The following is an 11,433-nucleotide window of genomic DNA, read 5'->3' as shown; positions in this document are numbered from 1 at the left end:
CGATCAGGCTCGTTCTCTACAAATTTCCGGGACAGATGTTCCGTTCAGAGGAACAGTTCCGGGCGACGGAGAATCGCGAGGGCGTCGCGGACGGGCCGGCCGTCGCGCAGGCCCCACACGGCGGCCACGACGTCCGCGGCGGCGCCCGGCACCAGCGCGCGGTCGGCGTTCCCCGTGAACTTCGTCGACAGCTCGTCGGCGGAGAGCGGGTTGGCCGGGCCGCCGCGGTTGGCCCGGACCCGTTCGGTGGCCGTGCGGCCGTCGGCGAGCTCGGCGGTCAGGACCGCCGGGAACTGGCGCGGGAACAGCGCCGTCGACTCCTCGTCGGCGACCACCCGCACGCGGCCGGCCAGGTCGAGCCGCCTCGGGTCGGCGACGGCCGCGTCGGTGAAGTCCTCGTGGAACACCCCGAGCCCGCCGCCGCCCAGCAGCGCGGCGGCCACGGTGTAGGGCCCGCTGAACGCCGCGTGGTACCCCGACCGCGGCCGCGCCTTCTCCTCGGGCGGCTCGGCGATGGTCCGCAGCACCGGGGCCGGGACCCCGAGGGTGAGGGCCCGCACGTCGCCCGGCTCCACCCCGCGGGCGCGCAGCGCGAGCGCCGCGTCGATCCCGGCGTGGGTGAAGTGGTTGCAGGGGTAGGGCTTGAAGAAGATCCCCGGCGTCTCCCACTCGTCGCCGAACCCGTCGGTGACGCGCTCGACGTGCACCCGGTCGCCGCAGAAGGCCTGCAGGAACCCGAACCGCCCCTCGATCACCGTCGGCGGTCCGGTCAGGCCGTGCCGGGCCAGGTCCGCGGCGGCGACGCCGGCGTGCGCGGCCCAGCCGCAGTGCACCCGCTTGATCGTGCCGCCGGTCCGGTTCGCCTCGATGACGCCGGCGCCCATGCTGGCGGCGATCCCGACGACCGAGGTCAGCTGCTCGGCGTCGAGCCCGGACAGCATGCCCGCCGCGACGGCGGCGCCGACCGCGCCGCAGATCGCCGTGGCGTGCTGGCCGCGCTCGAAGAACACGGAGTTGCCCAGCTCCTCGTCGTACCCGGCCATGCCGAGCCGGCAGGTCACCTCGATGCCGACGGCGGCCGCGGCCAGCATCGCCGGGCCGGACGCGCCGACCCGCTCGGCCGTCGCGAGCGCCGCCGGGATCACCGACGACGACGGGTGCAGCACGGACGGCAGATGCGTGTCGTCGAAGTCGAGCGAGTGCGCGAGGGTGCCGTTGACCAGCGCCGCCGACGGGGCGGGCAGCGGCTCGGCGCGGCCGACGGCGGTGGCCGTGCCGCGCCCGCCCCACTCCCCCACGACGGCGCCGACGATCCGGGCCGGCTCCTCGCGGGTGGCCGCCAGGCAGTTGCCGAGGACGTCGACGGTGCGGGCGACGACGTCGTCGGCCAGCTCGGCGGGGATGCCGTCGGCGGCGACCCGCGCGGCGACCTCGCCGATCCGCTGGGCCGGGGTGCGGGTGGCGGTCGGGGCGCTCACGCGGCCACCACCGCGAGCGGGCGGACCGGCGCACCCGTGCCGCCGACGATGCGCAGCGGCGCGAACACGGCCAGGAACTCGCCGAGCCCGGCCGCAGCGGCGTCCTCGAGTGCGAGGTGCTCCACGATGTGGATGCCGTGCTCGACCAGCAGCACCCGGTGCACCGGCAGGACGCGGTGCCCGGCGCCGGCGGGGATCTGCTCGAAGGCGGTGGTGTCGGAGCCGGTCGCGACCACGCCCCGCTCGGCGAGCCAGCGCGCCCCGTCGACGGTCACGCCGGGCACCCCGGACTCCTTGCCGAGGTAGGCGCTCGTGTCGCCGAACAGGCGGCCCCACCCGGTCCGGACGAGAGCGATGTCGCCCCGGCCCGGCTCGGCGCCCACCCGCGCGGCCGCGGCCTCGAGGTCCCCGGCCGTGACGCCGTAGCCGCCCTCGAGGGTGTCGACCCCGTGCACCGCGGCCACGTCGAGCAGCACTCCGCGGGTCACCATCGGCGGGATGGTCTCGGCCCCGTGCGCGGTGTGCTTCCCGCCCCGCTGCGCCTCGGCGGCATCGATCCCGCCGTGCAGCAGGCCCTCGTGGCTGACGTGGGACAGCGCGTCGACGTGGGTGCCGACGTGCCCGCCGGTCACGATGACCTCGTTCGAGGCCGAGCCGCCGTCGGGCCGGACGGCGTCGCCGTGCCGGCGCTCGAGCGTCATCCGGAAGCCGGGGTGGTTGGGCGAGCTGGGCATGCCGGTGTAGAGCGGGTGCCCCAGCTCGATCACGCGGGTGCCGGCGCGGACCGCGTCCAGCAGCGCGGAACCCGTGGTCGTGGCGGTCATGGGAGCTCCTTCCCGGCGCGCGGGCGGTGCTGCGCCGGTTCGTAGGGGTCGGGGAGGGCGTCCGCGAGCTCGACGACCCAGCGCGCCCCGGACACCACCGCGGGGTCGACGAACCGGCCCCGCGGGTCGACCCAGGCGGACTCGCCGGCCGACTCCAGCGACCCGAGCAGCTCGCGCGCCCGGGCGACCTCGTCCGGGTCGGGGGTGAAGGCCCGGTGCACCGGGCCGATCTGGGCGGGGTGGATCACCGAGCGGCCGAAGAAGCCGGCGTCGCGGGCGGCGGCGGAATCGGCCGCGAGGCCCTCCGGGTCGCCCAGGTCGGTCCAGACGCTGGCCACCGGGCTCGGCAGGCGGGCGGCCCGGGCGGCGACGACCACCCGGCCGCGGGCCCACTCCAGCCCGGACCCGCGGACCCGGAGGTCGGCGGCGAGATCGGCCTCGCCGAGCGAGAGGCCGGCGACCAGCGGGTGGCAGGTGGCGAGCTCGAAGGCCCGTTCCACCCCCAGGGCGTTCTCGACCAGCAGGTGCAGCGGTCGGCCCAGTCGCTCGGCCAGTGCGGCGACGGCCGCGGGATCGTCCGCCTTGGGCACCCGGACGCCGTCGGTGTCCGCCCCGGCGAGGGCGGCGACGTCGTCGGCGGCCCAGGGCGTGCCGATGCCGTTCATCCGCACCCACACCGGGAGCCGGCCCCGCGAGACGGACGCGGCGGCCTCGCGCGCGGCGGCCTTGGCGTCGGCGGGGACGGCGTCCTCGAGGTCGAGCACCACGGCGTCGGCCGCCCCGGCCAACGCCTTCGCGACGACGTCGGACCGGTGGGCGGGGACGTAGAGCCAGCTCCGCGCGCGGCCGAGGGCGGTGCGCGGGGCAGTGGGTGCGGCTGTCACACGACCCCCTCCGTGCGCAGCCGCTCCAGCTCGTCGGCGTCGACCCCGTAGCGGCCCAGGACCTCCGCCGTGTCGCGGCCCAGCCGCGGACCGGCGCTGCGGACCCGGCCGGGCGTCTCCGACAGCCGGAACGGCACGTTCTGGAAGCGGATCGGGCCGAGCTCCTCGTCGTCGACCCGGACGATGCTGCCGAGCGCGGCGTACTGCGGGTCGGCCAGCACGTCGGCGGCGGTGTAGATCGGGGCGACGGCGGCCTCGGCCTTCTCGAAGGCCTCGATCACCTCGTCGCGGTCCCGCGCCGCGATCCAGGCGCCCACCGCCGCGTCGAGCTCCTCGACGTGCTCGGCGCGCGAGGCGCCGGAGGCGAACCACGGCTCGTCGATCAGCTCGGGCGCGCCGACCAGCCGCATCACGCGCTCGGCGATCGACTGGGCACTGGTGGACACGGCGACCCAGCGGCCGTCCGCGCAGCGGTAGGTGTTGCGCGGCGCGTTGTTGGTGGACCGGTTGCCGGTCCGCGGCTGCAGGACGCCGAGCTGGTCGTACCCGATGACCTGCGGGCCGAGCAGGTGCAGCAGCGGCTCGATGATGGCCATGTCGAGCACCTGTCCGCGGCCGGTGGTCTCCCGCGCCCGCAGCGCGGTCATGATCCCGAACGCCGTGGTCAGGGCCGCGACGCCGTCGGCGAGGCCGAAGGGCGGCAGGGTGGGCGGGCCGTCGGGCTCCCCGGTGATCGCGGCGAAGCCGCTCATGGCCTCGGCGAGCGTGCCGAACCCCGGGCGCGACGCGTACGGCCCGAACTGCCCGAAGCCGGTGACCCGGGCGAGGACGAGCCGCGGGTTGCGGGCCGAGAGCTCCTCCCAGCCCAGCCCCCAGCGCTCCAGGGTCCCGGGGCGGAAGTTCTCGATCACCACGTCCGCGTCGGCGGCGAGCTCGCGGAACAGCTCCTGCCCGCGAGGTGTGGACAGCACGAGCGTGACGGACTTCTTGTTGCGCGCCAGCATCTTCCACCAGAGGCCGACGCCGTCGCGCTGCACGCCGTGGGTTCGCGCGGGGTCCCCGCGCGGGTGCTCGATCTTGATCACCTCCGCGCCGTGGTCGCCGAGCAGGGTGGCCGCGAGGGGCCCGGCGAACAGCGTCGACGCGTCGAGGACCCGCAGGCCCTCCAGCGCGTCCGGGCCGGCTCCGGGCAGGGTGCCTGGTGCGGTCATGACGTCCTTCCGGCTGCGACGGGCGCAGCGCTGCGTGCGGGGGTGCGGGGCGGTCGGGCGGGGGCACGGTCGGCGAGCCGTGCGGAGACCCGGGCTGCGGCCGCGACGACCTCGGGCGCGGTGGCCGCGACGAACTCGTCCGTGACCCGGAACCGGGGCCCGCAGACCGAGACCGCGCCGACGACGTCGCCCGACGGGCCGAAGACCGGGGCCGCGACGGACCCGGCGTCGGCCTGCCGCTCGCCGGCGGAGGCCGCGTAGCCGCGCTCCCGGATCCGGTCGAGCTCGGCGTGCAGCACGTCCGGCTCGGTCAGGGTGGCGGCCGTCAGCGACGGGAGCGCGCCGGCGAGCACCGCGTCGATCTCGTCGGCCGGGGCGAACGCGAGCATGCACTTGCCGGACGAGCCGGCGTGCAGCGGGAACCGGCGGCCGAGCTCGACGGACATGGTGATCTCGTGCGTCCCCACGACCTGGTCGAGGTAGACGCGGCCGCCGTGCACCTTCGCGCTCACCGTGGCCGTCTCCCGCAACCGGTCGCGCAGGTCGACCAGCTGGGGCAGTGCCGCGGAGCGCAGGTCCGAGTCGCGCAGGGCGCGGCCCCCGAGGGCCGCGGCGGCGGGCCCCAGCCGGTACTCGCGGCTGACCGGGTCGTAGGCGATCAGCCCGCGCCCGGTGAGCGACTGCAGGATGCGGTGCACGACCGCCTTCGACAGCCCGAGCTCGCGGGCCACCCGGGTGACGCCGAGCGTCGGCGGCCCGTCGGTGAAGAGCAGCAGCACGTCCGCCACCCGCTCGGTGGCCCCGGTGCCGCCGGTCGTCTCGGCCATGCGCCCCTCCGGTTGTCCCGCTTGACGGAACAAAGACTGAGCCGCGGGTCCACCTGATGTCAAGCGATCCGTGTCAGGGTCTTGCATAAGTCCAGGTCGAGTGGTCTCATCGCTACACCCCACGAGGTCCGATACTGTTTCTCTCAGCGGAACGGAGGTCCCGGTGACGGAGGTCGACCTGGTGATCGCCGGGGCGGGCGGCGGTCTCGCCGGCGCGGCCCACGCCGCGCAGCTGGGGCTCGACGTGCTGGTGGTCGAGGCCAACCCGCACTTCCTGCGCGGCAACAACACCTCGATGTCGACGGCGATGGTCCCGGGTCCGGGGTCGCGCTTCCAGGCCGCCGCGGGGATCGAGGACTCTCCCGCCCGGTTCCTGGCCGACGTCGAGGCCAAGACGCACGGCACCGCCGACCCCGTGGTCGCCCGAGCCCTCGCCGAGGTCGGCGCCGAGCTGGTCGAATGGCTGGCCGACCACGTCGGCATGCCGATCGAGCTACCCACGGACTTCGTCTACCCCGGCCACTCCGTTCCACGCGTGCACACGGTCCCGGGCCGGCACGGCTCGGCCCTGCTCAGGTACCTGTCCGACGCCGTGGCGGCGTCGCCGCGCGTCGACGTGCTCGCCCCCTGCCGGCTCGTCGACGCCCCGCCCGGGCCGGACGGGACCAGGGTCGCCGTCGTCGAGCATCCGGACGGGACCCGCGAGGAGATCGCGGCCCGCGCGGTCCTGTTGGCCACCAACGGTTTCGGCGCCGACCCGGAGCTCGTCCGGACCCACCTGCCGGAGATCGCCGACGCTCACTACCACGGCAGCGAGCACTCGCGCGGCGACGCGCTGCGGATCGGCACCGCGCACGGCGCGGCCACCGGATGCCTGGACGCCTACCAGGGGCACGCCGCCCTCTCGGCGAAGGCCCAGACCCTCCTGACCTGGACCGCGGTCATGCACGGCGGGACGGTCGTCGACGGGTCGGGCCGCCGCTTCGGCGACGAGACCACCGGCTACTCCGAGTACGCCGCCACCCTCGCCGCGCAGCCCGGCGGACGCGGCTGGTTGGTGTACGACGGGCGGATCGACGCCCTGTGCCGCACGTTCACCGACTACCTCGACGTCCGCTCCGCCGGGGCCGTCCGCACGGGCGCGACGGTCGACGAGCTCGCCGCGGCCACGGGCCTGCCGGCCGGCCCCCTGGCCGAGGAGATCGACGCCCTCGCCGCCGTCGCCCGCGGTGCGGCCGCGGACCGCTTCGGCCGCACGGTCGAGGCGCCGCTCACGAGCCCGTTCCACGCGGTGGAGATCGTGCCCGCGCTCTTCCACACCCAGGGGGGCCTGCGCGTCGACGCCGACGCCCGGGTCGTCGACGCCGGCGGCGCGCCGCTGCCGGGCCTCTACGCCTCCGGCGGGGCCGCGGTCGGGATCTCCGGCCACGGCGCCGCCGGCTACCTCGCCGGGAACGGGCTGCTGCCCGCCCTCGGCCTCGCCTACCTGGCCGCCGGGCACGTCGCCCGCGCGGCCGTTCCCTCCGTCGAAGAAGGTGCAGCCCGATGAGCCAGCCCGACCTGATCATCCGCGACGTCCGGGTCGTCCGGCCCGGCGGGAGCGAGCCGCAGCACGCCGACATCGCCGTGACCGACGGGCGGGTGTCCGAGGTCGCGCCCCGGGTCGAGGTGCCCGAGGGCACCGCCGTGCACGAGGGCCGGGGCCGCCTGGCCTTCCCCGGCGTGGTCGACGCGCACCAGCACTGGGGCATCTACAACCCGCTCGCCGAGGACACCGCGACCGAGAGCCGCGCGTGCGCCCAGGGCGGCGTGACGACCTCGCTGACCTATATGCGCACCGGGCAGTACTACCTCAACCGGGGCGGCAGCTACGCCGAGGTCTTCCCGGAGGTGCTGGCCGCGGCGGAGGGCCGCTCGTACGTCGACTACGCCTTCCACCTCGCCCCCATGCAGCGCTCGCACATCGACGAGATCCCCGCGCTGGTCCGCGACCACGGTGTGACCTCGTTCAAGATCTTCATGTTCTACGGCAGCCACGGCCTGCACGGTCGCTCCGCCGACCAGAACTCGTTCCTCATGATCCCCGAGGGCGAGCGGTACGACCTGGCGCACTTCGAGTTCGTCATGCGCGGCATCCAGGCGGCGCGCGAGGCGAACCCGGACATCGCCGACCAGATCTCGCTGTCGCTGCACTGCGAGACGGCCGAGATCATGACCGCGTACACGAAGCTCGTCGAGGAGGAGGGGCGGCTCACCGGGCTCGAGGCCTACAGCGCCTCCCGGCCGCCGCACTCCGAGGGCCTCGCGGTCACCATCGCCTCCTACCTCGCGCACGAGACGCAGCTGCCCACGATCAACCTGCTGCACCTGTCGTCGGCCAAGGCGATGGAGGCGGCGATGACCATGGCGCGCGCCTTCCCGCACGTCGACTTCCGCCGCGAGGTCACGATCGGGCACCTGCTCACGGACGTGACCACGGCGGACGGCATCGGCGCCAAGGTGAACCCGCCGATCCGGCCGCGCGAGGACGTCGAGGCGCTGTGGGAGCACCTGCTGGCCGGGGACGTGAGCTGGGTCGTCTCCGACCACGCGTGCTGCAAGGAGGAGCTGAAGTTCGGGAAGGACAAGAACGACGTGTTCGCCGCGAAGTCCGGCTTCGGCGGCACCGAGTACCTGCTGCCCGGGCTGGTCGGCGAGGGCCGCAAGCGGGGGCTGTCGATGTCCCGGGTCGCCGAGCTGACCGCCTGGAACCCGGCGCAGCGCCTCGGGCTGCCGACCAAGGGCGACATCGCGCCCGGCTTCGACGCCGACATCGCCCTCGTCGACCCGGACCGGTCGTACGTGGTCGACCCGGCGGACTCCGAGTCGACGCAGGAGTACACGCCCTTCCGCGGGCTGGAGATCGGGTCGACGGTCACCACGACCTTCCTGCGCGGGCGGCGGGTCTACGACGACGGGCAGGTCGTCGGCGAGCCGACCGGGCGCTACCTGCACCGGCCGACCGGCCGGGCCTGAGCGGCCTCGGGCCCGCGGGCCCCGCGGTTCCGCGCGCCGGATCCGCGGGGCCGGTCGGTTCCTGTCGGGGGTTGCCGCCACCATGGGGGCGTGACCACCACGGAACAGGACCTGCGCTCGCGCGCCGAGGAGCTGCTGCAGACCCTCGCGGGCGAGGGCGCCCGGCTGCGCGAGGACCAGTGGCGGGCGATCCACGCCCTCGTCGCCGAGCACCGGCGCGCGCTGGTCGTGCAGCGCACCGGCTGGGGCAAGTCCGCGGTGTACTTCCTGGCCACGGCGCTGCTGCGGGAGCAGGGCGCGGGGCCCACGGTGATCGTGTCGCCGCTGCTCGCGCTGATGCGCAACCAGATCGACGCGGCCACCCGCGCCGGGATCGTGGCCGTCACGGTCAACTCCGCGAACCTCGACGAGTGGGAGCAGACCTACGCCGAGATCGCCGCCGGCGAGGTCGACGTCCTGCTCGTGAGCCCGGAGCGGCTCAACAACCCGGACTTCCGGGACCGCGTGCTGCCCGAGCTGACCCGGACCGCGGGAATGCTGGTGGTCGACGAGGCGCACTGCGTGTCCGACTGGGGGCACGACTTCCGCCCCGACTACCGGCGGCTGCGCGCGCTGATCGCCGAGCTCCCCGAGGGCATCCCGGTGCTGGCCACCACGGCCACGGCCAACGACCGCGTGGTCACGGACGTGACCGAGCAGCTGGGGTTGCAGTCCGGCGAGCCGCTGGTGCTGCGCGGCTCGCTCGACCGCGATTCCCTGCGGCTGTCCGTGGTGGCGATCGACTCGCCCGCCGACCGGCTGGGCTGGCTCGCCTCCCGGCTGGACGAGCTGCCCGGCGCCGGGATCGTCTACACACTCACCGTGCAGGCGGCCGAGGATGTCGCGGAGTTCCTCCGCGAGCGCGGCTTCGCCGTGCGCGCCTACACCGGTAAGACGGACGCCGAGGAGCGGCTCGACGCGGAGGCCGACCTGCTCGGTAACCGGGTGAAGGCGCTGGTCGCCACGTCGGCGCTCGGGATGGGCTTCGACAAGCCGGATCTCGGGTTCGTCGTCCACCTCGGCGCGCCCTCCTCCCCCGTGGCCTACTACCAGCAGATCGGCCGCGCCGGGCGCGCGCTGGACCGGGCCGAGGTGGTGCTCCTGCCCGGCCGCGAGGACCGGGAGATCTGGGCGTACTTCGCCTCGCTGGCGTTCCCGCCGGAGCCGCTGGTGCGCCAGACCCTCGCCGCGCTGTCGGACCAGCCGCTCTCCACGGCCGCCCTGGAGACCCGCGTCGACCTGTCGCGCACGCGGCTCGAGATGCTGCTCAAGGTCCTCGACTCGGACGGGGCGGCGAAGCGGGTCAAGGGCGGCTGGATCGGCACCGGCGCGGAGTGGGTGTACGACCGCGAGCGGCACCAGCGGATCGCCGCCGCGCGCAAGGCCGAGCAGCAGGCGATGCTCGACTACCTCTCCACGGACGAGTGCCGGCTGGTCTTCCTGCGCCGCCAGCTCGACGATCCGGACCCCACGCCGTGCGGCCGGTGCGACGTCTGCAGCGGCACCGTCTGGTCCCCGGAGGTCTCCGCCGACGTGTCGGCGGCCGCGGCGGAACGCCTGCAGAAGCCGGGCGTGGAGCTCGCGCCCCGCAAGATGTGGCCGAGCGGCATGAAGGAGCTGGGGATCCCGGCGTCGGGCCGGCTGAAGGCCGACGAGCTGGCCGAGCCCGGGCGGGCCGTCGGGCGGCTGTCGGACATCGGCTGGGGCACGCGGCTGCGCGAGCTGCTGGCCGGGCCGGACCAGCCCGTCCCGTCGGACCTGCTCGACGCCGTGGTGCGCGTGCTCGCGGGCTGGAACTGGGCGCAGCGGCCGGTCGGCGTCGTCGGGATCGGGTCGCGCACCCGCCCGCACCAGCTCGAGCACCTGGCCCGCCGGATCGCCGAGATCGGGCGGCTGCCGCTGCTCGGCACCCTGCCCCCGGCCGGCGACCGCCCGGGCGCGCACGAGAACTCGGCGCAGCGGCTGGCCGCGGTGTGGGAGGGGTTCGACACCGCCGAGCTCCCCGACCTCGGCGGTCTCGACGGCCCCGTGCTCCTGGTCGACGACCTGGTCGACTCGGGCTGGACGATGACCGTCGCCGCCCGGGCCGTCCGCCGCGCGGGCGCCCCCGCGGTCCTCCCCCTCGCCCTGGCACTGGCGGGCTGACCGCCTACCGCACCCGCTGTCACCGCGCGCTCACGGGGCCCGTCAGGGTGAATCACACGCGTGTAATACCTTCCGGACTCGCCCGCACCGACTCCCCGTGAGAGAGGACGAGCCCCCGTGACCCAGAACCTCGAGACCATCCTCACCGACCCCGCGCGCCGGCCCGCCGTCGTCGCCGACCTGAACGAGCTCGTCGGGCAGGAGGTGAAGGACAAGGGCGGCATGTCCGGCGCCGCCGTCAAGCTCGGCTACCAGACGGTGTCGAAGATCCGGCCGGGCGTGGTGCCCGCGGCGGTCGACCGCATGCTGCCCCAGTTCGCCGGCGCCCTGCAGCCCTTCTACGCCGACTACCGGGCCGCCGCGGCCGGCAGCGACTTCGGTGCCTACCTGGCCGGCCGCCCCGACGCCGCCGACGCGCTGCTCGGTGTCACCGACCGGCGCGCCGAGAGCTCCAGCTCGGACGCGCTGAAGAAGGCCTACGCCAAGCTGCGCCCGAACGCCCGCAAGAACGTCGAGGAGGCCCTCCCCCGCCTCGGCACCCTCATCGGCAGGCACGCCGCCTCCGCCGGCGGCTGAGCCGACCCCGACGCCTGCCGCGGCAGGCCGACGAGGCCCGGGGCGCCGACGACGTCGCCCCGGCCCGTCCGGGCCCACCCGCCCGGCGGCGCACGCGCCTCAGTTCCGTGGCGCCTCGCCGAGCAGGTCGGCGACCAGGCGCTCGGACAGCCCCTCGGCGTCCCCGCGCCAACCCTGGTCGGCGTAGTCGAGCAGCTCGGCCGCGATCAGCCGGCCCACGGGCCCGGGATACCGGTCGAGCGCCACACCCGCCGCCCGGCGGATCCGCAGGACGGCCTCGGTGTCGAGCGGCGCGGGCCGCACGGGCCGCGGGTCCCGCGGTCGCCGGGCCCGGATCGGTCCGGACGTCCAGCGTCCCGCAGGCGGCTCCAGCAGCACGCCCCCCGGCCGGTCCCGCCCGCTGTCCCCGACATCCACGCCCTGCCGTTCGCCCC

Annotated in this window: 10 protein-coding genes; 4 read left to right on the top strand and 6 right to left on the bottom strand. The window is 75.6% G+C overall.

Annotated features, from left to right (window positions below; all coding sequences use genetic code 11):
* Positions 1-44 precede the first annotated feature (44 nt).
* From ACQP04_RS10385 to ACQP04_RS10365, 5 genes are read right to left on the bottom strand one after another with little or no spacing between them, the layout of a single operon-like run.
* Positions 45-1,478 carry an MmgE/PrpD family protein gene (locus ACQP04_RS10385; protein WP_433506843.1) on the bottom strand — a complete coding sequence of 478 codons (1,434 nt, stop codon included), beginning with the start codon at positions 1,476-1,478 and terminating at the stop codon, positions 45-47.
* Positions 1,475-2,302, bottom strand: coding sequence for a cyclase family protein (locus ACQP04_RS10380; protein ID WP_433506842.1), 828 nt, complete (start codon positions 2,300-2,302; stop codon positions 1,475-1,477). Before ACQP04_RS10380 ends, ACQP04_RS10385 begins: the two co-directional genes overlap by 4 nt.
* A complete protein-coding gene (locus ACQP04_RS10375) occupies positions 2,299-3,186 on the bottom strand; it encodes an HpcH/HpaI aldolase/citrate lyase family protein (RefSeq protein WP_433506841.1) in 888 nt (295 codons plus the stop codon). Before ACQP04_RS10375 ends, ACQP04_RS10380 begins: the two co-directional genes overlap by 4 nt.
* On the bottom strand, positions 3,183-4,397 hold the full coding sequence (locus ACQP04_RS10370) for a CaiB/BaiF CoA transferase family protein (RefSeq protein ID WP_433506840.1): 1,215 nt from the start codon (positions 4,395-4,397) through the stop codon (positions 3,183-3,185). Before ACQP04_RS10370 ends, ACQP04_RS10375 begins: the two co-directional genes overlap by 4 nt.
* Positions 4,394-5,224: an IclR family transcriptional regulator gene (locus ACQP04_RS10365; RefSeq protein WP_433506839.1), complete on the bottom strand. Its 831-nt coding sequence runs from the start codon at positions 5,222-5,224 to the stop codon at positions 4,394-4,396. The genes ACQP04_RS10370 and ACQP04_RS10365 overlap by 4 nt, the downstream gene beginning before the upstream one ends.
* A 163-nt stretch (positions 5,225-5,387) precedes the next feature.
* Here ACQP04_RS10365 and ACQP04_RS10360 point away from each other — a divergent pair, with 163 nt between their 5' ends.
* From ACQP04_RS10360 to ACQP04_RS10345, 4 genes are all read left to right on the top strand, one after another.
* Positions 5,388-6,773 carry an FAD-dependent oxidoreductase gene (locus ACQP04_RS10360; RefSeq protein WP_433506838.1) on the top strand — a complete coding sequence of 462 codons (1,386 nt, stop codon included), beginning with the start codon at positions 5,388-5,390 and terminating at the stop codon, positions 6,771-6,773.
* Positions 6,770-8,239: a dihydroorotase gene (locus tag ACQP04_RS10355; protein ID WP_433506837.1), complete on the top strand. Its 1,470-nt coding sequence runs from the start codon at positions 6,770-6,772 to the stop codon at positions 8,237-8,239. The genes ACQP04_RS10360 and ACQP04_RS10355 overlap by 4 nt, the downstream gene beginning before the upstream one ends.
* 90 nt (positions 8,240-8,329) lie before the next feature.
* Positions 8,330-10,423: a RecQ family ATP-dependent DNA helicase gene (locus ACQP04_RS10350; RefSeq protein WP_433506836.1), complete on the top strand. Its 2,094-nt coding sequence runs from the start codon at positions 8,330-8,332 to the stop codon at positions 10,421-10,423.
* 117 nt (positions 10,424-10,540) lie between these two features.
* On the top strand, positions 10,541-10,999 hold the full coding sequence (locus tag ACQP04_RS10345) for a DUF6918 family protein (protein WP_433506835.1): 459 nt from the start codon (positions 10,541-10,543) through the stop codon (positions 10,997-10,999).
* Between the two features lie 99 nt (positions 11,000-11,098).
* On the opposite strand, the gene ACQP04_RS10340 is transcribed toward ACQP04_RS10345, so the two are convergent.
* On the bottom strand, positions 11,099-11,416 hold the full coding sequence (locus tag ACQP04_RS10340) for a hypothetical protein (RefSeq protein ID WP_433506834.1): 318 nt from the start codon (positions 11,414-11,416) through the stop codon (positions 11,099-11,101).
* Between the last annotated feature and the right edge of the window lie 17 nt (positions 11,417-11,433).

It is taken from the genome of Pseudonocardia halophobica (assembly GCF_050948485.1).
Taxonomy (GTDB): Bacteria; Actinomycetota; Actinomycetes; order Mycobacteriales; family Pseudonocardiaceae; genus Pseudonocardia; species Pseudonocardia halophobica.
This window is presented reverse-complemented; position numbering and strand designations above follow the sequence as displayed.